A 24,245-nucleotide genomic window follows, 5' to 3' on the forward strand; every position below is an offset into this window, starting at 1 on the left:
GGAACGAGCAGTCAAGTTTTCCCCGCTCGTGCGGGCACCGCCCGCGCCTCGGCCGTCGACCACGGCATCGTCCCGCCGGGCCGCGGCCGGGCGCCGGCCGGGAGCGCCGACGCCGATTCCATCGCATGTCACATGAACGTCCGGGCGCGGGCGAACAGGTTCAGCGTGGTGGCGTGGAGCAGGTCCCCGATCTCCTTGGGAGCCTTGCCCGCGCAGGCGCGGGCGTGCGTGCCCTCCAGGACGATGCCGAGCTTGAAGCAGGCCATCACCGCGTACCAGTCGACGGCCGACAGATCCCGGTCGGACAGGGCCGCGTAGCAGTTGACGAGCTCGGCGGCCGTGGCCAGCCCGGTGACCCCGCCGGAGATCACCCCCACGCCGTCGGGGGCCGGCCAGGTGGCCAGCAGCCATCCCAGGTCCAGCAGCGGGTCGCCCACCGTGCACATCTCCCAGTCGACGATCGCGGCCACCCGGGGCCCGTCGCAGGCGAACATGAGGTTGGCCAGGTGGTAGTCGCCGTGCATGATCCCCGGGGTGAACTCCTTCGGCCGGTTGCGCTCCAGCCAGCCCGCGGTCTCCGCCAGCCCCGGGATGTCGGGTCCCGGATATCCCTCCAGGGCTCCGTAGCCGTCCAGCTCGCCCATCCAGCGGGGCACCTGCCGCTCCAGGAACCCCTCGGGGCGGCCGAACCCGTCGAGCGCGCCGTGGTCCACCCGCCCGAGGTCGGCCAGCGCCGAGGCCGCCTCCAGTCCCATCCGGTGCCGGATCGCGGGGTCGCCGGCGTGCGGCTCGGGCAGCTCGACGGTGGCGTTGAACCCCCGGACCGGCTCCATCAGGTAGAAGACCGCGCCCATGACGCTCTCGTCGGTGCAGGCCGCGACCAGGCGCGGCGCCGCCACCGGCGTGTCGCGCAGGACCGCGAGCACCCTCGCCTCCCGGCGGAGCACCTCGTTGCTCCTGGCGCGCGGGTGCAACGGCGGCCTGCGCAGCACGTACGACGCCCCGCCCCGCTCGAAGCGCACCATGACGTTCTGCGTCCCGCCCGTCACCGGCGCGACCCGCTCGAACGGCCCTTCCGGCAGCCCCCGCGCGTCCATCCACGCACCGAGCACGTCGAAGTCGATCGCGGTGACGTCGATGTGCGTGGACGTCATGCGCCCTCCTTGACCGAATGATGTTCTAGGTGGGGCGAATCTATGATTCCCGTTCGCGACGGTCAATAGTCTCCCGCTCCGGCGGGAACGGCGTCCGCGTCGGCGGAGGCGGCGCCCGCGCCGCGAGAACCCGTTTCCGGACATCGGGTGGGCTTTTCCGGCTCGTCGCCCACGTGCTCGCGGCGCACCGGCCGGGTGATGACCCGCCCGGCGGGCCGTGGTCAGCCGGCCGTGGCCAGGGCGGACAGTTCGCGCCACTCACGCATGGGGAGCGCCGCGGGGGTGGCGGTCAGGACCTGCAGGCACACGTGGTCCGCGCCCGCGTCCAGGTGGGCCCGGACGCGCCCGGCGATGACGTCGGCGTCCCCGTAGGCGACGATCGCGTCGACCAGGCGGTCGCTCCCGCCGTCCGCCAGGTCGTCGTCGCCGAAGCCCAGCCTGCGCAGGCTGGCGATCTGGTGGGCGGCCATGCCGATGTAGGGACCCAGGTGTCCTCTGGCGACCTCGCGGGCCCTCGTGAGGTCGGTGTCCAGCACGACGGCCTGCTCGACCGCGAGGAAGGCGCCGGGACCCATGATCTCCCTCGCCCGGTGGGTGTGCTCCACCGGCACGAAGTAGGGGTGGGCGCCGAGGGTCCGCTCGGCGGCCAGGGCGAGCATCCGCGGCCCGAGCGCGGCGAGGACGCGTCGCGGGGGCGTCCTCGGCGCGGGGGAGCCCAGCGGGATGGCGTCCATCGCGTCAAGGTAGGCGCCCGTCGTGCTCTCGGTGCCCCTGGCGGGTCTGCGCGGATGAGGCGACCCCTCCCCGGCGAGACGGAGGATCGATGCGAGCGCCGTCGTGGCGGCGGACCGGAGTCGCGCCGGCGAGTCAGAGGAGGCGTCGCGGGATGTCGGCTCAGAGGAGGCGTCGCGGGATGTCGGCTCAGAGGAGGCGTCGCGGGATGTCGGCGAGCCCGGCGCGGAGTTCCTCCCCGAGGGCCTTGGCCTGGGCGTCGAGACGGGGACTCGCGGCCACGCCCCGGCCGAGAAGGCCGTGCACGACGAAGTTGAGGGCGAGCAGGTTGGGCAGCTCGAAGCGCTCGACCTTCAGGCCGGCGGTGAACGGCAGGAGTCCCGCCAGGCGTTCGACCGTCAGGTAGCCCTCCAGCCACCCGAACTGCTCCGCCGTACGGACCCAGACCCCCAGGTTGGCGTTGCCGCCCTTGTCCCCCGAGCGGGCGCCCACGATCGCGCCCAGCGCGACCCGCGCGGTCTCACCGTCGCCGCGCTCGTCGTGCGGGGCGGTGTCGGCGTCTGTGTCGGTGTCGGTGTCGCCCCCGTGGCCCGCGGTCTCGCCGCCGCTCGCCACCCGCGCGGTCGTCACATCCGGTGTGCCGGACACTTCGGACAGGTCACGTGCGCCGGGTGCGCCGCCTGTGCCGGGTACGGCGGCGAGCTCGCGGCCGTCGAGCCAGACGCGGGCCCGCACCGTCTCCGCCGGGACGAGCGTGGGCCAGTAGACCCCGTACGGCGAGGCGTCTCCGGGCGGGGTGAGGCCGTAGAAGCCGGGATAGCTCGCCAGGCCGGTCTCGACCACGGCCGAGGAGAAGGCGCGCCCCGCCCTCCGCCGGTCGGCGTCCATCACGGTGACGCGCAGCAGGGCGGTCCCGGCGAGCGGTGTGAGCTCCACGTGGACCTCGTCGAACGACTCCTTCGGCACCCGCGACCAGATGGCCTCCTCGGCCAGCCGGGCCTTGGCCTCGATGTCCAGGCCGGTCAGGACGAGCGTCATCGTGTTGCGGTAGCCCGCCAGGTAGTTGACGGCGACCTTGAGCGTGCCGGGAGGGGCCTCGCCGCGCACCCCCGAGACGCGGACCCGGTCGGGGCCCTCCTGCTCCAGCCGGATCGTGTCGAAGCGCGCGACCACGTCGGGCCCGAGGTAGCGGGGCGACCCGATCTCGTACAGCAGCTGCGCGGTGACCGTGCCCACCGAGACCAGCCCCCCGGTCCCCGGGTGCTTGGTGACCACGCTGGATCCGTCGGCCTCCAGCTCCACCAGCGGGAACCCGCAGCGCGCCGGGTCGGGCACCTCGCCGAAGAACGCGTAGTTGCCGCCGGTCGCCTGGCAGCCGCACTCGATGACGTGCCCGGCGACCACCGAACCGGCCAGCGCGTCGAGGTCGTCAGGGCCCCACCCGTACCGCCAGATTCCCGGCCCGGTGACCAGGGCGGCGTCCGTGACGCGGCCGGTCACCACCACGTCCGCCCCGGCCGACAGGGCGGCGGCGATCGGGCGGCCTCCCAGGTAGGCGTTGGCGGTCAGGGCGGGGGCGGGCAGCGGCTCGCCGGTGTCCGCGTTGGGGGCGCCGCCCAGGTCGTGGCCGGTCAGGTCGTCGCCGGCGACGTGGGCGACCCTCACCGGCAGCCCGAGGCGCCCGGCCAGCTCGCGTACGGCCTCGGCGCACCCGGCAGGATCCAGCCCGCCCGCGTTGGAGACGATCCTGACGCCCCGCTCCAGGCACGTCCCGAGGACCTCCTCCAGCTGCTTGAGGAAGGTCGGCGCGTAGCCGGGGCGGCCCTTCATCCGGTTCCCGGCCAGGATCAGCATGGTCAGCTCGGCGAGCCAGTCGCCGGTGAGCACGTCGATGGGGCCGCCCTCCACCATCTCCCTGGCGGCCGACAGCCGGTCACCGTAGAAGCCGGAGCAGTTGGCGACGCGCAGCATCAGCCCTCCTCGGGCCGGGACGCCACGGACGCCACGGACGCCACGGACGCCACGGACGCTTCGCCGCGCGCCCCCGCTTCGCCGTACGGCATCAGCTCGCCTCCGGCGCGGGGATCCACGACGCGGGCCGCTTCTCCATGAAGGCGGCGATCCCCTCCTGCCCCTCGGCGGAGGTGAACCGCCGCGCGGACAGCTCGGCCATCTGGCGCATGCCCTCCTCGACGCTCAGTCCGGGCACGGTCCGCACCAGCTGCTTGGTGAGGGCGAGAGCCTCGGGGCCGCCGCGCAGCAGCATGCCGGTGTAGTGGGCGACGGTCGCGTCCAGCTCCTCCTCGGGCACGGCGCGGGTGAGCAGCCCGATCTCCGCGGCGCGGGCGGCGTCGAACGTCTCACCGGTGAGCAGGTACTCGGCGGCGGCGCGCGGGTCGAGCCGCCGCAGCACGGTCACCGAGATCATCGCGGGCACCACGCCGAGCCGCACCTCGCTGAACGCGAACGACGCGGAGTCGGGGGCGATCGCGAAGTCGCACGCCGCCACCAGGCCGAGCCCCCCGGCCCGCGCCGTGCCGTTCAGCCTGCAGACGACCGGCTTCGGGCTCTCCCAGATCAGGCTCATGATCTCCGGGAACGACGCGGTCACCGGCGCCTCGTGCGCGCCGCCCGGCGCGACCCGCTGCTCCTTCAGGTCGGCGCCCGCGCAGAACACCGGCCCGGTCCCGGTGAGCACGATCACCCGGACGCTCTCCTCGGCCAGCGCCCAGTTGAGCCGGTCCTCCAGGTCGCCCAGCAGCCGCACCGACAGCGCGTTGCGGTTGCGGGGGGAGTCGAGGGTGATCGTCGCCACCCCGCCGGACACCTCCCTGCGCACCAGGCGTTCCACCGGCCAGCCCCCGTCGCTCTTCATCTCGGTCCTTCCGTCGTCGAGACCCCCTCCCGGCTCCCGGGAACCGGGGGAGGCGGTCACGTCTGCTCCTCGATCACGGCCAGCACGGCCCCCGCCTCGACCTGGCGGCCCGGCGTCACGTTCACCGCCGCCACCGTGCCCGGCGCGGGCGCGGCGATCCGGTGCTCCATCTTCATGGCCTCGAGCACCACGACCACCTGCCCCGCCCCGACGGTCTCGCCGGCCTTGACGTCGACCCGCAGCACCGTACCGGGCATGGGCGCCACCAGGGAGCCGGGCAGCACGTGTTCCACCGGTTCCGGCAGGCGGGGCAGCGGGGTGAGCCGTACGGAACCGAGGGGGGAGTCCACGTGCGTCACGTCGTCGTAGCGGGCGACGGCGAACCGGTGCCGCACGCCCGAGGTCTCCAGCACCACGAGCGAGGGCGTCGCACCGACCAGGACCGTATCGGGAAACCCCTCCGCCCGCAGGCCGTCCCTGGTGATCCGGTACGAGATCTCGGCCTCCGCGAAGGCGGCGCGCTGCGGCTGCGACACCACGTTGCGCCACCCGCTCGGCAGTCCCGCCTGCACGGTCGCCGCCGCCCGGTTGGCCGCCGCCCCCGCGAGCGCGGCGGCGAGGGCGGACAGGCGCGCGAGCTCCGGCCGTTCCCGGCCGGGCGCGGGGGACCCGGTGAGCCCGTGCTCCTCCAGGAAACCGGTGTGGGTGTCCCCGGCCAGGAACGCCGGGTGGCGCAGGACCTCGACCAGCAGGTCCCGGTTGGTGACGAGGCCGTGGATCCTCGCGCCCGCCAGCGCGGCGGCCAGCCTGCGCACGGCGTCGGGGCGGCTCGCGCCGTACGAGACGACCTTGGCGAGCATCGGGTCGTAGTGGACGCCGATCTCCGAGCCGTCCTCGACGCCGGAGTCCAGCCGCAGCCCGTGGCGCCCGCCGGGTACGGGCGCGAAGCGGGCGTCCACCCCGGGAACCTCGAAGCGGTGCAGGACGCCGCTCTGCGGAAGCCAGTCGCGGGCCGGGTCCTCGGCGTACAGGCGCACCTCGACGGCGTGCCCGGACGGTTCGGGCGGCGACGCGGGGAGCCGGGCGCCCTCGGCGATCCGCAGCTGCCACTCGACGAGGTCGACGCCGTGGACGCACTCGGTCACCGGGTGCTCCACCTGCAGGCGGGTGTTCATCTCCAGGAAGGCGACCGTCTCGTCCCTGACGAGGAACTCGACGGTCCCGGCGCCGACGTAGCCGATGGCCCGCGCGGCGGTGACCGCCGCGTCGAGGAGCCGCGCCCGCATCGCGGGGGAGATCGCCGGGGACGGGGTCTCCTCGACCACCTTCTGGTGCCGCCGCTGGATCGAGCACTCCCGCTCGCCCAGCGCCCACACCGTCCCGTGCCCGTCGGCCAGGATCTGCACCTCGATGTGCCGGGCGCCCTCCAGCAGGGGCTCGACGAACACCGTGCCGTCCCCGAACGCCGACGCCGCCTCCCGGCGCGCCGACTCGACCGCCTCGGGCAGGTCGTCGGTGAGCCGCACGACGCGCATCCCGCGCCCGCCGCCACCGGCCGACGCCTTCACCAGCAGGGGTACGGCCCATCCGGAGGCCGTCCCGCCCATCCGGGTGAACACGGCGTCCAGGTCGCCTTCCAGGTCGTCCGCCGAGTAGCCGGGTCCCGCGACGAAACCCGGCAGCACCGGGACCCCGGCCCCGGCCATCAGCGCCTTGGCCTCGATCTTGGAGCCCATCGCGGCGACGGCCCCGGCCGGAGGGCCGACCCAGGTCAGCCCGGCCTCCGGTACGGCCCGCGCGAAGGCGGCGTTCTCCGACAGGAAGCCGTACCCGGGATGGACCGCGTCGGCGCCCGACGCGCGGGCCGCTTCGATGACCTTCTCCACCGACAGGTAGGTGTCGGCGGGCCTGACCCCGCCCAGCCGTACGGCGTGGTCGGCCTCGGCCACGTGCGGCGCGTCCGCGTCGGCGTCGGAGAAGACCGCGACGGTCTCGATGCCGAGGTCGCGGCAGGTACGGAAGACGCGGCGGGCGATCTCACCCCGGTTGGCGACGAGCAGGCGGCGGATCGGCGGGACGGGCATGGTCATGGGCATGGGCATGGTCACATCCGGAAGACGCCGAAGCCCGAGGGCCGCGGGGCGGTGTCGTTGTCGAAGGCGGCTTTGTCGACGGTGTCGCCGACGGCGGACAGGCACAGGCCCAGGACCGTCCGGGTGTCGCGGGGGTCGATCACGCCGTCGTCGTAGAGGCGGCCGGACAGGAAGAACGGCAGCGACTCGGCCTCGATCTGGGCCTCGACCAGCTGCCGCATCGCCGCGTCGCCCTCCTCGTCGTAGACCTGGCCGCGCGCCTGGGCGGCGGCCCGGCCGACGATGGACAGCACCCCGGCGAGCTGGGCTGGCCCCATCACGGCCGACTTGGCGCTGGGCCAGGTGAACAGGAATCGGGGGTCGTAGGCCCTGCCGCACATCCCGTAGTTGCCCGCCCCGTACGAGGCGCCCATGACGATCGTGATGTGCGGGACGGACGAGTTGGACACCGCGTTGATCATCATGGCGCCGTGCTTGATGATGCCGCCCTGCTCGTAGTCCTTGCCGACCATGTAGCCGGTGGTGTTCTGCAGGAAGACCAGCGGGACGCGGACCTGGTTGGCGAGCTGGATGAACTGCGCCGCCTTCTGCGCCTCCTCGCTGAACAGCACGCCCCGGGCGTTGGCCAGGATCCCGATCGGATGGCCGTGCAGGCGGGCCCACCCGGTCACCAGGCTCCCGCCGTACAGGGGCTTGAACTCGTCGAACTCGCTGCCGTCCACCACCCGCGCGATCACCTCGCGCGGGTCGAACGGGATCTTCAGGTCCTCCGGCACGATGCCCAGCAGCTCGTCCTCGTCGTACAGCGGCTCGCGCACGGCGCCGGGGGAGACGCCGGACCCGCGCCGGTTCAGGCCCCTGACGATCCGCCGCCCGATCCGCAGCGCGTCGTGCTCGTCGGCGGCGAGGTAGTCGGCCAGGCCGCTGACACGCGCGTGCATCTCGGCACCACCCAGCGACTCGTCGTCGGCCTCCTCCCCGGTGGCCATCTTGACCAGCGGCGGCCCGCCGAGAAAGACCTTCGCGCGCTCCTTGACCATGACCACGTGGTCGCTCATCCCCGGCACGTACGCCCCACCGGCCGTGGAGTTGCCGAAGACCAGGGCGATCGTGGGGATCCCGGCCGCCGACAGGCGGGTCAGGTCGCGGAAGATCCGGCCGCCGGGGATGAAGATCTCCTTCTGGGTCGGCAGGTCGGCCCCGCCCGACTCCACCAGGTTGATCAGCGGCAGCCGGTTCTCGAGGGCGATGTCGGCCGCCCTGAGCGTCTTGCGCATCGTCCACGGGTTGGACGAGCCGCCCCGCACGGTCGGGTCGTTGGCGACGAGCACGCACTCGACACCCTCGACCACCCCGATCCCGGTGACCACGCTCGCCCCGACGGGGAAGTCGCTGCCCCAGGCCGCCAGCGGCGAGAGCTCCAGGAACGCCGAGTCGGGATCGACGAGCAGCTCGATCCGCTCTCTGGCCAGGAGCTTGCCCCGCGCTCGGTGCCGGTCGACGTACTTCCCGCCGCCGCCCGCCACGGCCCTGGCGTGCTCGGCGTCGAGCTCGGCCAGCTTGGCGAGCATCGCCTCGCGCCGCGCCAGGTAGTCGTCACCGGAGGTGTCCAGGCGGCTCATGAACCCGCTCCCTTGGTTGACACGGACGTCACATCGACGATCCGGCTCGTCGGCGTCGGTGCTTGTGCTTGTGACGGCGACGACGGTGTTCGTACCGGCGCGGGGCCCCCCGCCGGAGCCGGTGTCAGGCCGATGGCCCGGGCCCAGAGCGTGGAGAGCGTCGCGACGGCGGTCCGCTCGTCGGCGTGTTCGCCGAGGTCCAGCCAGACGTGGGCGAAGTGCTCGACCATCCCGCCCAGCATCACGGCGGTCAGCCGGGGATCCAGCGACGGGTCGGCCAGCCCCTGCTCCTGCAGGCGCCGCAGCCCCTCCGCGCCCCTCCGCACGAAGACCTCGCGCAGCTCGAGCAGGAGGCCGCGGAAGCTCTCGTCGGTGACCGCGACCTGCTCCAGCATCCGTACCAGCCGGGAGTTGGCGGCCCACGCGCGCAGGTAGAGCAGGTTGGCGGCCTCGATGCGGGCGTACGGGTCGCCGGGGGCGGCCGGCCCGACCACGCTGGCGGTGAACATCTCGCCCACCACGGTCGCCGCCACCTCGCGGAACAGCTCCTCGCGCGAGCCGAAGTAGGTGTAGAAGGTGCCGTGCGAGACCCCGGCGCGGGCGCAGACGTCGTCGACGCGCACGGCGTCGTAGCCCCGCTCCTCGAACGCCTCCCGCCCCGCCTGGACGAGCGCCGCCCGGGTGCGCCGCCCCCGGCTGCCGAGGGTCTCAGACTTGACGATCACGTCAAGTACGGTAGCCCACAACCGGCGCCCCCGCCAGGGGCGTACCTCTCTCCGCCAGGCGTTCGGTGACCTCGCGGCGGCCGGGGAGGTGGGCCGGTGAGCTCGTACGCCGTCCTACGCGGGCTGTGGCTGTGACGGGAAGCGCGGCGCGAAGCTCTCCCGCGACCGCGCCATGACCGCCAGCAGGGCGTCGCGCTCGGCGGCGAGCTCCCCGGGGTCGGTGCCGTCGCGCTCGGCGCGCTGATGCAGCATGACCAGCTCGGTCGCGGCCTGCTGGTAGTCGGACATCGCGCGGCCCGCCCTGATCTTCCTGGCCCACCGGCGGGCCTGCCTTCGGGTGCCCAGCGAGCCGAGCATGCCGATGTCGTGCGGCGTGACCAGGCCGGTCGGCAGGTAGGCGGGCAGGTACACGCCCATCATGGCCGCCAGCCGCCGCCGCTCCCGTACGGTGACGACGACGAGCGCGCAGATGACGACCAGCTCCAGGAGGTAGACGGCCCCGAGGGCGGGCAGCGCCCCCAGCGTCGCGGACCCGTTCCACAGGCCGTGCAGGAGTACGGCGCCGAGGTAGCCCAGCGGGACGGCCAGGAAGGCGCCCCTGCGGCGCGCGGTGACCGCGTAGGCGACGCCGAGCCCGATCATCGAGGTGAAGAGGGGATGCCCGAGCGGCGAGACCAGCCCCCGCAGCACGAAGAGGTCCACCGCCCCCTGCGTGCCCGCCTCGGTGAACTCGGCGGAGTAGTAGATCATGTTCTCCACCGTGGCGAACCCCAGGCCGACCATGGACGCGTAGATGATGCCGTCGGTCGGGCCGTTGATCTCGCGCCTGCACCGCCAGATCAGCCACAGGAGCGCGGCGCCCTTGAGCGCCTCCTCGACCACGGGGGCCACCACCACCGTGGTGATGTCATCCGCCGCCTGCTCGCCCACCTCGAAGGCCCGCACCAGCACCGTCGTGCCGCCCAGCCCCAGGACGACGCCGAGGACCACCGCGATACCGGCTCCCCAGGCGAACGCGAAGAGCAGGTTCAGCCGGGGTTCGGGCTCCAGCCGGTCGAGCGCGAGCACGGCGGCGAGCAGGATCGGCAGCGGTGCCAGCCCCAGGGCGAACGAGACGCCGAAACCGGCGGTGCCCCCGTTCGCCAGGACGATGCCCATGGCGATCAGGACACAGATCCCGGAGACCGCCAGAGCGGCGATCAGCCCCCTGCCAGGCCGGGGCGGCAGAATCGGCGGTCGTCCGCCCTGCGCGGGGGGCACGGCCGCCTCGTTCGTGTCCATCGGTGTCGGTCTCCTCATGGTCGCCTCTGGTTGAAAAGCACCACAGTTCCGCAAACCGGTTGACACCTGCTTGACGTTCACAAAACGACCGGCCACCCGGCGGCCCGCCCCCGGTCCCGGTCGGCGGGTGGTGAGCCCCCGGCGACCGAGCGGCCGGTACGCCGTCCCCGGGGCGTCGTCCCCCGGGGGAGGGTTCACCTCGTCAGGGGGAGAGCAGCCGGGTGAGGCGGAGCGCCTCGCGGACCATCCGGCTCGACCCGCCGCGCGCGGCGATCGCGGCCAGGCCGGGAATCCGCGTGGTGTCGCCGGGGGGAGCGGTCCTGACACCGAGCGCGATGAGGTCGGCCAGGCCGCTGGGCGGCCGTTCCCCGTCGGCGGGCAGCACGTGCGGAAGGGCCGCCGCGACGGTCCGCCACACCTGCGCGCCCGCGCCCGCCCGTTCCGCCTCGGTCAGCGACGGGATGACGCGGCTCAGCGTCGCCATGTCGTTTCCGACCAGGCGGCCGAGCTGGTCTCCCAGGTCGGCGGCGGGCAGGTCGCCGGCCGCGGCGAGGACGAGGAGCAGGTCCAGGGCCGCCGTACGCTCGGCGGGGTCCGCGTTGTTCAGGTGGAAGGCCAGCATGGTCGCGAAGGCGGGGCCGAGGGGGCCGTCCGCCCGCGCGAGATCGTGGAGGATCGGCAGCCCGGGACTGTTCTCCGGCCAGTCCCAGTCGAAGAACGGCAGCACGTGGGCCGCGATGACCTCGCGATGGGAGGGCATGACCCCGGCCCACCAGCTCATGTACCCGCCGCGGTTGTGAACGTAGGTCTCGGGATCGCGGCACAGCGGGTCGACCAGGTCGAGCCCGGCCGGTGAGGCCGCGACGAACGAGGCCGCACGCGGGTTGGAGCAGTACAGCGGCTGCTCCCCCTCGTCGAACCAGCGGCGGGAGGCGCCCACGACGTAGCTGTACCGGACCGTCACCACGGGATCGGCCAGCCCCTCCCCGGACATCCATCGCGCCACGAGCCGCCCGGCTGAAGTGGTGAGCCCGGCGGCCCTCGCGGCGACCTCGGCGTCGACCCGCCGGGGGATCCGCAGCAACGCCTGCTGCAGGTCGGCGTCCGGCGGGTCCATACCCACGGCTTGCAGCCGTTCGAGACGGGCGAGGAGCTCGGCCGGGTCCACATGGCCGTCGGCGCTCGTCGGGGTGGCCAGCAGCACCGGCGGCAGGGCGTCCGCCCGCGCCGCGGTGACGAGCTCGGCCACCCGGCGCAGGGTCAGCACGTGCGGCACCGAGATATGGCCGAGCCCCGGAAAACGGGGCGCGGATGACGGCGCCGACGGAGAGGCGACGGCCTGCATGGCCGCCCACAGCCACGCCAGCGGGTTGTCGTTCTCGCTCCATCCCCATTCGCGGACCGGCACCGGAGTCAGGGCCGCCCGCACGGCCTCGCGGTCCCGGTGGGTGAGCTCGACCAGCCCTGCCATCAGCCGTTCGGTCTCCAGCCGGTCGAGCTGACTGTAGGGGTCGGCCGCGAGCCGGGCGAACTCCGCGCCGAGCTCGGCCGCCGTGGTGATGGGCGGCGGGAACTCGACTCGGGGGAGCCCCGGGACGACGAGGAGGGCGGGCCCCTCCTCCTCCTTCTCGCCGGGCCGCTCCCCGACGCCGAGGAGCGCTCGCAGATCGGCGGGCAGGGCGCCGGCCGCGTCGCGGAGCGGCGCCGGGTCCAGGTGCGCGGCGTGCTTGACGGCGAGCCGAACGGCGCGTTCCTGCACGTCGGAGGCCTCGTGAGCGAAGGCCGTCGCCAGGGCCGCGGCCGCCGCCTCGGCGTACTCGGGCGCCGGCCGCACGGACCGGTCGATCCAGGAGAGGGCGGCGCGCACGAGCTTCTTCTCCGGCCGGTACATCAGCGCCTCGACGGCCTCGGCGAAGTCACCGGGCGGTATGCCGGGCAGCTCGCGCAGGTGACCCAGGGCGAGCTCGGCGACCGTGCCGGGCGCGGACGGCAGCAGCCGCAGGTAGTCGCGGGCCCGGGACCCGACCTCGGCGGGGGTGGGTTCGAGCGCCTGGTGCAGGCGGACGAAGAAGCGCAGCTCCAGCGCGGTGCCGCCGCGCAGGAACCGGCCGACGCACCCGTCCAGCAGCATCGCGCGGTCGACCCGGCCGCCGGCGGCCAGCGTGCGAAGCCCGCCCAGCCAGGTGTGGCCGGAGGTGGGGTCACCGTCCCACTGCAGGGCCTCGCCGACTCCCTGGGCGTGAAAGATCCGCGGCAGGAGCGCGTCCAGCAGCGGGTCGGCGGCCAGCACCTCGGCCACCCGCCCGCGGCCGAGCGCCGCCGACACCCAGCCCACGACGAAGCCGTCGTCGGCCGGCGGCTCGATACCCGTCCGGTGGATCAGGGACGCGGTCAGCTCGTAACTCGGGTCGCTCCCGCGGAGCTTCTCCGCCAGCCGCGCCGCCAGCTCGGCCTGCCACGCGTGCGGGCGGGCGCCGACCAGGCCGAGCAGCCGATCGGTGTCGTCCACCGTCTCGCGGGAGCCGACCAGGCCGCGCCGGGTGAGCCAGGACGCGACGGAGGCCGCGGCGGCGATCGTGCCGGCGCCCGCCGCGCGCAGCGCCTCGGCCCGCTCCCCGGCGCCGCGCCAGGGGTCGAGATAGAGCCGGATCTCCTTGAGATGCCCCGGCAGCCGCTTGGCGACCTCGCGCCTGGCGGCGTCGTCCAGGGTCACGACCAGCTTCGCGACGCCGTCGGCGTCGCTCTTGTCGATCAGGTCGCGTACGTCGTCCCACGCGCTCACGTCCGGGCTCCCCTCATGATCTGTACGGCGAGCACGTGCTTGCACGGTCCTCGTCGCCCTTGGTGCCTGGCCCACCACGGGCAGGTACAGGCGGTGCCGCGTACCTCGCGTACCTGGTCGCCGGAGGTCACCAGGGCCCGGCCGGGCCCGTCGAGCCGTACCGCCCCGCCGCCGGCCAGCTCGCGGGCGGCCCTGGCGCGCGGGTTCATCGCGGCGACCCTGTCGCGGTCGTAGGGCAGCTCGCGGTGGAAGTAACCGGCCTCGGCGGTGTCGTAGCCCACCCGGCCGGCCGCGCCGAGCTGGGTCAGCGCGGCCCGCACCCGGGACGCGTCGAGACCGGAGCGCTCGGCGAGCAGGTCGGGCTCCACTCTCGGCTCGAAGGCGAGCAGCGCGCCGACCAGGTCGGCGCCGACGCGGGCCAGCGCCTCGCGCAGCGGGCCGTTGACGTCGACGTTGGTGGTGCCCAGGTCGACCACCTCTCCGTCGAGGGCGCGTTCCAGCACGTCGAGGCGGGCGTAGACGCCGCCGCAGGCGGAGAACGACTCGAAGCGGAGCCGGTCGCCGTTGCAGGTCACCACCGGGTCGCGGGAGAAGGTCGGGACCGGGCGGTCGTAACGGGCCTGCGCCACGTTCGCGACGGCGAGCAGCCCGGCCGCGGCCGGGGCGGCCTCGGTCAGCAGGCCGCTGAAGAACCGGGGACGGCTCAGCGGGCCGCGTACCGTACGTCCGCCCGAGGTGGACAGGGCCAGCCGCCCGGCGGTGAGCGTGGAGGGTCCGGCGTACGCGTACGCCTGCACCGCATTGGTCATGATCGGGACCGTAGCCGTGATCGCCGACATTTCTCACAACGGAGACCGGTTTTGCCCGTAGCGAATCAGCGCCCGGCGGCGAAGGCCGCCGGCCGTTCGCCTCCGCGGGCTCAGAGGTGCGCCGAGCATTCCCCGGCGTGGAGGGCGACCCTCTTTTGAACGCGTTCAGCGCACTGTACTACGGTGGTCTCACACGTTCTGGGGAGTCCGATGAAGATAGTGATACCCGGAGGAAGCGGTCAGGTGGGCGCGATCCTGGATCGTGCGCTGACGGCCGCGAGGCATGACGTCGTGGTGCTGACCAGGCGGCCGGTGCGTGAGCGTGAGGTCCGCTGGGACGGGGAGACCGTGGGACCCTGGGCACGGGAGATCGACGGTAGCGACATCGTGGTCAACCTGGCCGGGCGCAGCGTCAACTGCCGTTACACCGCCGCCAACCTGAGGGCCATGATGGACTCGCGCGTGCGCTCCACCCGGGTCGTGGGCGAGGCGATCGCGGCCGCCGCGCGGCCTCCCCGGGTCTGGTTGCAGATGAGCACCGCCACCGTCTACGCCCACCGCTTCGACGCGCCCAACGACGAGGCGACCGGCGTGCTCGGCGGCACCGAACCCGGCGTCCCCGGCTACTGGGCCCGCAGCGTCGAGATCGCGAAGGAGTGGGAGCGGGCGCAGGAGCGAGCCGAGATCCCGCACACGCGCAAGGTCGCCCTGCGCGCCGCCATGGTGATGAGTCCCGATCGCGGCGGCGTCTTCGACGTCCTGCTGCGGATGGCGCGGCTCGGCCTCGGCGGCCCGATCGCGGGCGGCGCGCAGTACGTGTCCTGGATCCACGATCGCGACTTCGTCCGCGCCGTCGAGTTCCTGGCCGGCCGGGACGACCTCGCCGGGCCGGTGAACCTCGCCGCCCCCGATCCTCTGCCGCAGCGTACGTTCATGCGCGTGCTGCGCGCCGCGTGGGGTGTTCGGATCGGCCTGCCCGCGACGAGGTGGATGGCCGAGCTCGGCGCGTTCGCGCTGCGCTCGGACACCGAACTCCTGCTGAAGAGCCGCCGGGTCGTCCCCGGCCGCCTGCTCGAAGCGGGTTTCGCCTTCGACCACGCCCGCTGGCCGGAGGCCGCCGGCGACCTCGTACGGCGCGTGCGCGACGGGTCCGGCGTCACCGGGTGAGCCTTCCGGGGCTCCCGCGTTCCACGATTCGACGGCCGCCCGGAGCCCGGTGGCCACGGACCCGGCTGAACCATTCCTTTCCGGAGCCCCACTTCAGCGGAGGCGAGTGGTCTTCGGGCCCGACATCCTCGTTCATCGCGACGGACGGCCCGAAGCCGTCGTCGACGCGAAGTGTCGGACGCCGGACGGTGCTCCGCCGATGGGGCATCTGTTCCAGCCGGTCTCCTTTCGCGGCGCGGTCGGCCCGGTTCTTTCAGGGTGCTTACGTCCCTCTTTCGGGGTGCTTACGTCTTCACGCACCCACTCAACTTTGTGGCCGGCAACGCGCACGATGACGAGCGTCATGACCGACAGGAATGGAGTATCCCCATGCGTCAATCAGCTCTCTACCGGGCCACCGGGGCGGCCGGCCTCGTCTGCGCCGTGCTGTTGCTGGTCAACATCCTGCGCCGCGCGGGCGCGCTGCCGGAGACCGCGCTCACCCATGCCATCGCACCGTTCGGCGCGCTCGCCGGCCTCTTCGCGATCACCGGCCTCTACTTACTGATACGCGGTACGGCCGGCAGGCTCGGCCTCATCGGCTACCTGCTCAACTCGGCCGGCCTGGCCGGGGCGTTCGCGATCGAGTACACGCTGCACTTCGTCTTTCCGCTGCTGGGCAGGCCCACGATCGACGGGCTGCTGGCCGGGGGCACCGGACGGGCGTTCCTCGTCACCTCGGTCGTGCTGATCGCGGGAGTCCTGACCTTCAGCGTCGCGGCCCTGCGCTCGGGTGCCCTCCCGGCCGCCGCGATCGCGCTCTACGCCGCCGGCATGATCCCGGGCTCGCTCAGGAACCTGGTGCCCGTACCGGTCTATCTGGCCGGCCTGGTGATCGCGGCCGTGGGCATCGCGTGGATGTCCGCACGGCTCTGGACCGCCAGGGAGGAGACCGCCCCCCTCCAAGCCTCCGGCGTCTGACAGCGGTGGCGGCGTGGTTCGCGGCCCTGCGCGCGGCAGCGCCGCCGGGCGCCGGTCAGCGGAAGGAACGCCGGTAGGCGGCCGGGGTGGTGCTCAGCGCCTTGTGGAAACGGCGGCGCAGGTTGACCGCCGAGGACAGGCCGACGCGCCGGGCGATCGTCTCCACCGGAAGGTCGGTCTCCTCAAGCAGGGCGCGGGTGCCGGCGATGCGCCGGTCGAGCAGCCAGCGACCGGGGGAGATGCCGAGCTGCTCGGTGAAGTGGCGGCTGAGGGTGCGCGCCGACATCCCCGACCGGGCCGCCATGTCCTCCAGGGTCAGCGGCCGGTCGAGATTGGCGGTTATCCAGTCGAGGAGCGGGGCGAGGGAGTCGGGGACCGGCCCGGTCGTCGGCGGCGCGGGGTACTGACGCTGGCGGCCCTCCCGATGCGGGGCCGCCGACAGCTGCCGGCCGATCCGCATGGCGAGGGCCGCGCCGTGCTCGCGCCTGACCTGGTTGAGGCACAGGTCGACGGTGGTGGCCGTGGCGCCCGCCGTCGCGACGTCGCCGTGGTCGAGGTACAGGACGGTCGCGTCGGCGCGGACCCTCGGGTAGAGCCGTCCCAGCTCGTGGGTCAGCTCCCAGTGGGCCGCGGCGCCGCGGCCGTCCAGCAGGCCCAGGCTCGCCGGGACGTGGACGCCCGCGCAGATCCCGACGATCCGCGCGCCGCGGCCGTGGGCGGCCAGGACCGTCGCGCCGAGGTCGGCGGAGACGTCCGGCCCTGGGCACCAGCCCGCGATGAGGATCGTGTCGGCCTCCGTCAGGGCCTCCAGGCCGTCGTGGACGACGATGTCGGCGCCCAGCGTGGTCGGGATCGGGCCGGGCCGCTCGGCGCAGAGCCGGAAGTCGTAGTGCTGGGGGATGTCGGGACCGTGGTAGCCGAACACGGCGGACGCGCAGGTCACCGGGTACATCTCCTGTGTGGGGCCGACCAGGGCGACCACGCGATGCCTCATGGCAAGAATGTACCTAATAATGTCATTCAGGACGTCTGTGGGGATATGCGCTGATATCCAGAATGAGTGGTCATGGAGTTCGTCACATGACCGCGATTCTCGATCGTGAGGATGCCCCGAGCGTTCCGCCCGCGCTCTGGACCAGGGATTTCTCCTTCTATTTCGCCGCCCGGGTGGTGTCGCTGCTGGGCGACGCCATGATGCCGGTCGCGACGGCACTGGCGGTCGGCGCCGTCTACGGGGTCTCGGGCGTGGGGTACGTTCTCGCCGTCTGGACGGCGCCCTTCGTGCTGTTCGTTCTGTTCGGCGGGGTCTTCTCCGACCGGATCGGCGCACGCGCCATGATGGTCGGCGCGGACCTGGTGCGGATCGTCACCCAGGGCGCGCTCGCCGTCGCGTTCTTCACCGGCACCCCGTCGCTGTGGCTGCTGATAGTCGCCTCCGCGCTGTCCGGTACGGCCGCCGCGATGTTCCAGCCCGGCGTCAACGGCATGGTCCCGCTGGTCGCGAAGGACCCCCAGCGGGCCAACGGCACCCTCAAGATCGCTGACGCGGCCACCCAGCTCGGCGGCCCGGTCCTGGCCGGACTGCTGATGGCGCTGACCGGCGCGGGCGCCGTCTACGCCCTCGACGCGGCCACCTTCCTGGTCAGCGGCCTCTGCCTGGCCCTGATCAGGCTCGCCCCCGCCACCGGGGCCGGGGAGTCCTCGACGGTCCTGCTCGACCTGCGGCGCGGCTGGACGGAGTTCCGCTCCCGCAGCTGGATGTGGTCGGTGATCCTGGTCTGGGTCTTCTTCGGCATGTTCGTCTTCGGCCCCTACATCCCGCTCGGCTCCCGGCTGATCGGCGACCGCCTGGGCGAGGCCGCCTACGGCTGGGCGATGGCCGCCCTCGGCACCGGCACCGTGATCGGCGGCCTGGTCGCGATCCGCTTCCGCCCCGCCCGCCCCCTGGCCGCGGGCGCGGTCGCCCTGACCGGCTTCACCTGCATCCCGCTGTCGGTCGCCCTGGAGCTCCCGCTTCTCCCGCTGATGGCGGGACATCTGCTCGGCGGCGCCGCCTGGGCGTTCTGGTCGGTGATGTGGTCGACGAGCGTCCAGACGCAGGTGGCCCCGGACGTCCTCAACCGGGTGACCGCCTACGAGGTCGCCGGCTCGGTCTCGGGCGTCGCCGTGGGCCAGGCCCTCGTCGGCCCGGTCTCCTCGATCGTCGAACCCCGGGACCTGCTGTTCGTCTCGACCGGCGTCACCGCCGCCGTCTGCGCCGCGCTCCTGCTCATCCCGCCGATCCGCCGCCTGCGCCGGATCTGACGCACCGTCGACGCGAATTGCGAATTCGGTGCTATGCCCCACAGGCCGCACACTCGTAACGGAGACCGGTCCTGCCGCGACGGTCCTGCTCGTAGCGGATCAGCATCCGGCGGCACCGGCCGCAGTCGTCACCGAGTTGCCCGCTTCCCGGGGCTCCCGCGCCGGGGCGCCGCCGCTGGGCCCGGCGCGCGGCGCCGGCGAAGGCACGGTGCTCGGTGCGGAGCACGAGCCCCGGTTCCTTCCCGAGGAGAGATGCCGATGAGGACCGGACGACGTCGCCGATGATGGCACTGGATTCGAGGATGGGCAGACAGGGCCGGATGTTGACCCCCTCTCGCCGGGCCTGGAGGGCTTCGACGGACAGGTAGCCGTCCCGCTCCGGCTCCATCCAGATCGTCACCGCTTCCGAGCCGTCACCGTGGACGGAGGTGAGCTCGGGAAGGAGCAACGGCAGAGCGTGATGGGAACCGTGTGGCAGCCACATGTCGACCGTCGCGGCTCGTTTGATGTCGGCCCGCAGCCGTTCCACGAGGTCCTCATCAATGAGCTCGGTCATCCCGGTAGAGGCCGCCACCTGCCACGGCATCTGTGCCGCGGTGTCGACGAGGTGGGCGAAGAACGTCCACACCGGGTCACGAGAGGCGGCGGACCGGTGGTGCAGGGCGTCCAGCGCGCCGATCACCACGAGGTGGTCACGTGCCCGGCTGGCCGCCACGTTGAGCAGGCGGGCGCCCTCGCTGCCGGCGTGGCTCTCGGTGAACCAGCGGTTGAGCGGTGAGACGCCACGGCCGGTGTCGACGGTGTCGTAGATGACGATGTCTCTTTCGCCGCCCTGGAAGCGGTGGACCGTGGAGGCCGCCCAGTCCTCCAGGTGATCCTCTGGTAGAAGCGACTCCAGCAAACGGGCCTGTGCCCGCTACCTGCTCCGGCGACGAGCATGGAGAGCGCGGCCGTGGTCATGCTCGCCTCGTCGAGGACAACCACGTCGAAGCTGAGGTTTTTGAGGGTCTCCAGCGCGAGCTGGTGAGCGGTGGCGGCCACCACGGTGGCCTCCCGGCAGACCTGGCGCCGGACCTGCCTGAGCCTGCCGTCCAGCTCACGCAGGAGCGCCTGCAACTCGGCGATCTGTGTCTCCAACCGCAGCCGCTCGGTCTCCTCGGTTCGGTTCAGCTCCCGCTGCTTGAAAGCGTTGAGGTCTTTGCGACATTCACGCAGTCGACGGCCTTCCTCGACGCGGCGCCGGGCCAGGGGAGCTCCCCGGGTGGCGTCGACAGCGTGACCACGCTGCCGAACACCGACACGACCTCCACCTGAAACTGCTGATTCTCGATGATCAGCGTGGCTGATGCGCCCTCGGAGGCGCCGATCTCGCCCTGCGCCTCGAAACGCCTCAGACTGCCTCCTGGCACTGCCGCGCCCGCGACTGCGATCAGCGGGACATCGGTCTGGACCCGGCGGTTGGAGACGGCCGTCAATTCGTGACGAAGCGCGGCCGCCGCCTTTCTGGCCGATTCGGGCCACTTGGGCGACATGGGACCGGCGGGCGGCAGAGGCTCGTGCGCGGGCAGGCCGAGCGACATGGCCAGGCGGGTCGCCTCCGCGGCGGCCCGCTCCTCGACGGACTCCCGAGGGCGAGTCTGCACGGCAGGTGCAGGTGTCCATCCTCGCGGCACCCACATGCCGTCACGAAGATCGGCGAGGCAGTGGGTGGCGCAGATCTCCCAGAGTGCCCCGGAATCGATTCGCCGCAGTCCGGCCTGATGGATCGTGACGAGCAGGTCATCAGCCCCAATGGGCCCGTTTGCCAGTGCTCTCTGGATGACGGTGACCAGGTTCGGCTTAGGGCAACCGGCACATCCCGCACTTCCTCCTCATCGACGAGATTAACCGGGCCAACCTGGCGAAGGTCTTCGGCGAGCTGTACTTCCTGCTGGAATACCGCAACCGGTCGGTACGGCTCACCTATTCCGGCGATGACTTCGCATTGCCGCCGAACCTGTTCGTCATCGGCACGATGAACACCGTCGACCGCTCCATCGCACTCGTGGACGCCGCCATGCGCCGCCGCTTCGCCTTCGTCGAGCTCTCACCCCGGACCGAGCCGACCAGCGGTCTGCTCCGCCGATGGCTCGCGCGCGAGGAACGGGACACCGAGCCCGCCGACCTCCCCGACGCGCTCAACTTCCGCATCGCTGACCCGGACTTCAGGGTGGGGCCCTCCTACCTGATGAAGAAGAGTGTCTACCGCGAGGGCGGGCTCGAACGCACCTGGCGTACCAAGATCCTGCCGCTCCTGGAGGAACACCACTACGGGGAAGGTGTGAACATCGAGCAGCGCTACGGACTGAGCTCGCTGCGCCCAGCCCTCGCGCCCTCCACGGGGACCGGTGGGCTCGGCCCGTCATGACGGTCATCGAGCTCACCGAGTACGGCGCAGCAAGCTCGGTCCCGCTCGACGACGCGGCCGGCCGGGCACTCGCGACCTCGCGCCTGGGCGAGGCCGCTCCCGACCCGTACGGCCAAGGGCGGTGGCGGGTGAGGGCCGGGGGCAAGGTCGGTGTGGCCACGGTCGCCGTGCCCGGCGGTGAGGCGGTCACCGTGCGGATCACGCCCAAGGTGCCCATCGCCAGGCTCCTGTTCCTCCTCGGCTACAGCCTCAGCGCCAAGGGGTGGCGAAACGAGGAGGTGCAATTGGAGGAGGAGCCGGAGCTGCCCGCGCTCGCCCGTCTCTTCGAGCGGCAGGCGCAGACGGCCCTGCGTCAGGGATTGCTCCAGGGCTACCGCAACATCGAAGAGACTTCCCTCGTCGTACGTGGCCGTATCCGCGAGGCGAAGCAGATCCGCAGACATCACGGCAGGCTCATCGCACTGGAGATCGCCCACGACGAGTACACCTCCGACATCGCCGAGAACCAGCTCCTCCGTGCCGCCTGCGAACGGCTCTGTCGCCTGCCCGGCGGCATTCCCACCGACGTGCGCGGCAGGCTGTTGCGACTCCGCGTCCGGCTGGCCGACGTCACCGTGCTCGGACGCGGTCAGGAACTGCCCAGGTGGCGGCCTACCCGGCTCAACGCCCGCTACCGGAACGCCTTGCGGTTGGCCGAGCTCGTCCTGCGGGGGGCCTCCGTCGAGCACAGGCCCGGTGATGTCACCGTGAACGGCTTCCTCTTCGACATGCCCAGGGTTTTCGAGGACTTCGTCACCGTCGCCCTCCGCGAAGCGCTTGCCGACAGCGGTGGCCACTGCGTGCTCCAGGCCACCCATCACCTCGACGAACATCAGGCGATCCGGATGATTCCCGACTTCGTCTGGTACGCCGACGACAACAAGCCGCTCGCCGTGGCCGATGCCAAGTACAAGGCGGAGAAGCCAGAGGGTTTCCCGGACGCGGACCTCTACCAGATGCTCGCCTATTGCACGGCGCTTGGCCTACCGGAAGGTCACCTCGTCTACGCCAAGGGGAATGCCCCGCACGCGTCTCACCGCGTCCGGAATGCCCGCATCACCATTCACCAGCACGCACTCGAACTCGACCAGCCACCGGCCGGGCTGCTCGCCGAGGTGGAAGCTCTGGCTCGGCGACTCCTCGTGGTCGCGCCCGTGTAGCGGTCTCGCTAGTCGAACTCGCCGTCCTTGACGTCGTTGATGAAGGTATTCCATTGGCTCTGGGTGAATTTCAGGACGGGACCGGTGGGGTTCTTGGAGTCCCGTACGGCCTGGCCTCCGCCGGGGAGTGCCGCGACCTCGACGCAGTTCTGTCCCTCTGCCGAGCTGAGGGAGGCTTTGCGCCAGGTGAGATCGGACTGGGTATGATCCATGACTTTCTCCCTCACTTAAGGTTTTTGGCCAGATTTTCAATGTACGTCACTGACGCGTCCGCGCTCAGCGCGGATGCGCGGAGGTAGCCGTAGCTTTTCCGATAGTGAGCCACATCCTCCGGCTTCTCCAGAAAGAGATCACCGGCTGCGCCGACCTCCACATAGACGATGCTCGGATCCTCAGAGGTCTGGTAGTCGAGGATCGTGAACCCGCCGGTCATGGAGGTGTGCGCACCGACCGCATCCGGGAGCACCTGGATGCCGACGTTCCCGCGTTCGGCTACCCGGCACAGATTGTGGAGTTGGTCGCGCATGACGGCGATGCCGCCGACCTGCTTGCGGAGTGCGGCCTCGTCGATCACCGCCCAGAAGGTCGGTGGGTCCTCGCGGTCCAGGAGTCGTTGACGAGCCAGGCGTGCCTCGGTCAGACGTTCGTTGTCGCCGGTTCCCATCACCTGGCCGCCCCTGAAAACCGCCATGGCATAGTCGGCGGTTTGAAGCAGGCCGGGAATCAGTGTCGCCTCGAAGGTCTGGATCTCCGAGGCCTCCCATTCCAGGCCGACGAGTGCCCCACCCAGGATGTCCTTGAACTCCTCCTCCCACCATCCACGTCGGCGGCTCTCTCGTGCCAGGGTGATGATGGCCTGCCGTCTGGCTTCGTCCGTCACGCCGTAGACGTCGAGCAGGTCCATGACATCGTTGATGGTCGGGCGCCGCCACTCGTCCCGTTCTATCCGGGTCACTTTGCTGGGTTGCCACCCAAGCCGCCGTGCGGCCTCCTTGGAGTCGAGGCCGGCGGATTCGCGGAACTGACGCAAGGCATTGGAAAGACGCCTTCGCCTAACTGTTGGGCTGTATGCCATGTTTCATCTTCTCCCCTGCTTTTTACGGAAATTGGTACATAGCGCTTACTGGGCTTTGTTGATTTTGGGTATTGCCGTTCCGAGGTATTCGAGGCCATCATGAGGCTAGCCTTTCCGGTGACGGAGAGTGGGTGTTACGGCGCTGAAGGTTGATGCGATAGGCAGCTTGAGGAGTTTTAAGCCGGTTTATCTGGTAGGCGAGTAGCCAGAAAAAGCGTCAAATCTTCGCTTTCGCTGCATGTGTCGCTAATTGACATGCTTGCACCCGCCTGACGATTAGCCGGCAAGTAGCAGTGACGACACGAGCGTTGGCGTCCTCGGGCATGGTGACGCAACCACCAGCCCGAGGACTGGATCAGGAACTCGGAGCCCTCTGACCCATGAAGAACCCTAGCTTCATCCCTCCACCCCCTGTAAGAGACGACAAGAACAGCCGGGAGGCGTACTGGGATCTGCCCGCCGATCTTGAAGTGGTCGGCGCCGTGCGTCGGCTGGCGCGTGAAGCCCTTGTCGCCTGGGGCATCTCCGCCGTGGCGGAGGACGTGACCATGGTCGTGTCCGAGCTGGTGAGCAACGCGGTCGTGCACGGGAGGGCGCCGATCACGCTCTCGCTGCACCGGCACGGGCGAATCGTGTGCGGGGAGGTCACCGACCACAGCATCGTGTGGCCGAGCCCGCTTCTGGCAGGACCGGACTCAGAACACGGGCGCGGACTGGCGATCGTCGCGGCCTACGCCGACCGGTGGGGCGTCGAGTCCGCGCCGCAGGGCAAGACCGTCTGGTTCGTCTGCGTGGAGCCGGGATCCCGGTGAGCGGCCCGCTGTCCGTCCTGGACATGCCGGACGACGTGCGCGTCTGCGTACGCTGCGGCACCTGCATCGTCACTCTGGCCGCCGCCGTACGCGCGATCTGGGTCGACCTCGTGGACGACGCGATCCCGGCCGACGTCGTCGAGCGGATCACTGCGCCGGTCACCGACGTCTGGGTGGACGTGTTGTGCAACCCGTCGTGTCCACCGGGCGATCACGAGCCGTACCGTGACCGGCCGTGACGCATCCCC

At 71.9% G+C, this 24,245-nt stretch carries 21 protein-coding genes and 2 pseudogenes; 7 read left to right on the plus strand and 16 right to left on the minus strand.

The genetic code is table 11. The features are described from left to right. Window positions 1-128 precede the first annotated feature (128 nt). From ACVCAG_RS05885 to ACVCAG_RS05930, 10 genes are all read right to left on the minus strand, one after another. Window positions 129-1,154 carry a phosphotransferase gene (locus ACVCAG_RS05885; protein WP_440082351.1) on the minus strand — a complete coding sequence of 342 codons (1,026 nt, stop codon included), beginning with the start codon at window positions 1,152-1,154 and terminating at the stop codon, window positions 129-131. 221 nt (window positions 1,155-1,375) lie between these two features. After that, window positions 1,376-1,888: a hypothetical protein gene (locus ACVCAG_RS05890; protein WP_440082352.1), complete on the minus strand. Its 513-nt coding sequence runs from the start codon at window positions 1,886-1,888 to the stop codon at window positions 1,376-1,378. Window positions 1,889-2,075: 187 nt separating this feature from the next. Beyond that, the gene (locus ACVCAG_RS05895; RefSeq protein ID WP_440082353.1) at window positions 2,076-3,857 is read right to left on the minus strand and encodes an acyclic terpene utilization AtuA family protein; all 1,782 of its coding nucleotides are present in this window, start codon (window positions 3,855-3,857) and stop codon (window positions 2,076-2,078) included. 91 nt (window positions 3,858-3,948) lie between these two features. Further along, window positions 3,949-4,761 carry an enoyl-CoA hydratase-related protein gene (locus ACVCAG_RS05900; RefSeq protein WP_440082564.1) on the minus strand — a complete coding sequence of 271 codons (813 nt, stop codon included), beginning with the start codon at window positions 4,759-4,761 and terminating at the stop codon, window positions 3,949-3,951. Window positions 4,762-4,817: 56 nt separating this feature from the next. Further along, on the minus strand, window positions 4,818-6,863 hold the full coding sequence (locus tag ACVCAG_RS05905) for an acetyl/propionyl/methylcrotonyl-CoA carboxylase subunit alpha (protein WP_447189568.1): 2,046 nt from the start codon (window positions 6,861-6,863) through the stop codon (window positions 4,818-4,820). Window positions 6,864-6,865: 2 nt separating this feature from the next. Then, window positions 6,866-8,476: a carboxyl transferase domain-containing protein gene (locus ACVCAG_RS05910; RefSeq protein WP_440082354.1), complete on the minus strand. Its 1,611-nt coding sequence runs from the start codon at window positions 8,474-8,476 to the stop codon at window positions 6,866-6,868. Continuing rightward, window positions 8,473-9,201 carry a TetR family transcriptional regulator gene (locus tag ACVCAG_RS05915; RefSeq protein WP_440082355.1) on the minus strand — a complete coding sequence of 243 codons (729 nt, stop codon included), beginning with the start codon at window positions 9,199-9,201 and terminating at the stop codon, window positions 8,473-8,475. Before ACVCAG_RS05915 ends, ACVCAG_RS05910 begins: the two co-directional genes overlap by 4 nt. Window positions 9,202-9,315: 114 nt before the next feature. Then, complete coding sequence (locus ACVCAG_RS05920; RefSeq protein ID WP_440082356.1) at window positions 9,316-10,482, minus strand: PrsW family glutamic-type intramembrane protease; 1,167 nt, start codon at window positions 10,480-10,482, stop codon at window positions 9,316-9,318. A 202-nt stretch (window positions 10,483-10,684) separates the two neighbouring features. Then, the gene (locus ACVCAG_RS05925; RefSeq protein WP_440082357.1) at window positions 10,685-13,264 is read right to left on the minus strand and encodes a DUF7824 domain-containing protein; all 2,580 of its coding nucleotides are present in this window, start codon (window positions 13,262-13,264) and stop codon (window positions 10,685-10,687) included. After that, window positions 13,261-14,073, minus strand: a complete 813-nt coding sequence (locus tag ACVCAG_RS05930; protein WP_440082358.1) for an SWIM zinc finger family protein — start codon at window positions 14,071-14,073, stop codon at window positions 13,261-13,263. Before ACVCAG_RS05930 ends, ACVCAG_RS05925 begins: the two co-directional genes overlap by 4 nt. 210 nt (window positions 14,074-14,283) lie before the next feature. On the opposite strand from ACVCAG_RS05930, the gene ACVCAG_RS05935 reads away from it, so the two are divergent. Beyond that, a complete protein-coding gene (locus ACVCAG_RS05935) occupies window positions 14,284-15,240 on the plus strand; it encodes a DUF1731 domain-containing protein (protein WP_440082359.1) in 957 nt (318 codons plus the stop codon). 369 nt (window positions 15,241-15,609) lie between these two features. Then, entirely contained in the window at window positions 15,610-16,200 is a 591-nt protein-coding gene (locus ACVCAG_RS05940; protein WP_440082360.1) for a hypothetical protein, read from the plus strand. Between the two features lie 55 nt (window positions 16,201-16,255). On the opposite strand, the gene ACVCAG_RS05945 is transcribed toward ACVCAG_RS05940, so the two are convergent. Further along, window positions 16,256-17,194, minus strand: coding sequence for a helix-turn-helix domain-containing protein (locus ACVCAG_RS05945; protein WP_440082361.1), 939 nt, complete (start codon window positions 17,192-17,194; stop codon window positions 16,256-16,258). An 86-nt stretch (window positions 17,195-17,280) separates the two neighbouring features. On the opposite strand from ACVCAG_RS05945, the gene ACVCAG_RS05950 reads away from it, so the two are divergent. Next, window positions 17,281-18,504, plus strand: a complete 1,224-nt coding sequence (locus ACVCAG_RS05950; protein WP_440082362.1) for an MFS transporter — start codon at window positions 17,281-17,283, stop codon at window positions 18,502-18,504. A 31-nt stretch (window positions 18,505-18,535) separates the two neighbouring features. Here ACVCAG_RS05950 and ACVCAG_RS05955 read toward each other — a convergent pair. From ACVCAG_RS05955 to ACVCAG_RS05965, 3 genes and pseudogenes are all read right to left on the minus strand, one after another. Continuing rightward, window positions 18,536-19,408: pseudogene (locus ACVCAG_RS05955) on the minus strand (AAA domain-containing protein); the annotation flags it as partial. A gap of 101 nt (window positions 19,409-19,509) precedes the next feature. Beyond that, window positions 19,510-19,752 (minus strand): annotated as a pseudogene (locus ACVCAG_RS05960) (hypothetical protein); the annotation flags it as partial. Next, the gene (locus tag ACVCAG_RS05965) at window positions 19,671-20,084 is read right to left on the minus strand and encodes a hypothetical protein (protein ID WP_440082571.1); all 414 of its coding nucleotides are present in this window, start codon (window positions 20,082-20,084) and stop codon (window positions 19,671-19,673) included. The gene ACVCAG_RS05965 and the pseudogene ACVCAG_RS05960, both read right to left, overlap by 82 nt. Window positions 20,085-20,377: 293 nt before the next feature. Here ACVCAG_RS05965 and ACVCAG_RS05970 point away from each other — a divergent pair, with 293 nt between their 5' ends. Together ACVCAG_RS05970 and ACVCAG_RS05975 are read left to right on the plus strand one after the other, a co-directional pair. Next, complete coding sequence (locus ACVCAG_RS05970; protein WP_440082566.1) at window positions 20,378-20,911, plus strand: AAA family ATPase; 534 nt, start codon at window positions 20,378-20,380, stop codon at window positions 20,909-20,911. Then, window positions 20,908-22,110, plus strand: coding sequence for an McrC family protein (locus tag ACVCAG_RS05975; protein ID WP_440082363.1), 1,203 nt, complete (start codon window positions 20,908-20,910; stop codon window positions 22,108-22,110). The genes ACVCAG_RS05970 and ACVCAG_RS05975 overlap by 4 nt, the downstream gene beginning before the upstream one ends. 8 nt (window positions 22,111-22,118) lie before the next feature. Here the strand turns inward: ACVCAG_RS05975 and ACVCAG_RS05980 are convergent, their stop codons facing one another. Then, window positions 22,119-22,322 carry a DUF397 domain-containing protein gene (locus tag ACVCAG_RS05980; RefSeq protein WP_440082364.1) on the minus strand — a complete coding sequence of 68 codons (204 nt, stop codon included), beginning with the start codon at window positions 22,320-22,322 and terminating at the stop codon, window positions 22,119-22,121. Between the two features lie 11 nt (window positions 22,323-22,333). Then, window positions 22,334-23,185, minus strand: a complete 852-nt coding sequence (locus tag ACVCAG_RS05985) for a Scr1 family TA system antitoxin-like transcriptional regulator (RefSeq protein ID WP_440082365.1) — start codon at window positions 23,183-23,185, stop codon at window positions 22,334-22,336. Window positions 23,186-23,565: 380 nt separating this feature from the next. Here ACVCAG_RS05985 and ACVCAG_RS05990 point away from each other — a divergent pair, with 380 nt between their 5' ends. Next, window positions 23,566-23,997 (plus strand): ATP-binding protein, encoded by a 432-nt coding sequence (locus ACVCAG_RS05990; protein WP_440082366.1) that lies wholly within the window; start codon window positions 23,566-23,568, stop codon window positions 23,995-23,997. Further along, entirely contained in the window at window positions 23,994-24,236 is a 243-nt protein-coding gene (locus ACVCAG_RS05995; protein WP_440082367.1) for a hypothetical protein, read from the plus strand. The genes ACVCAG_RS05990 and ACVCAG_RS05995 overlap by 4 nt, the downstream gene beginning before the upstream one ends. The last annotated feature ends 9 nt before the right edge of the window (window positions 24,237-24,245 follow it).

The organism is Streptosporangium sp. G12, assembly GCF_052983175.1.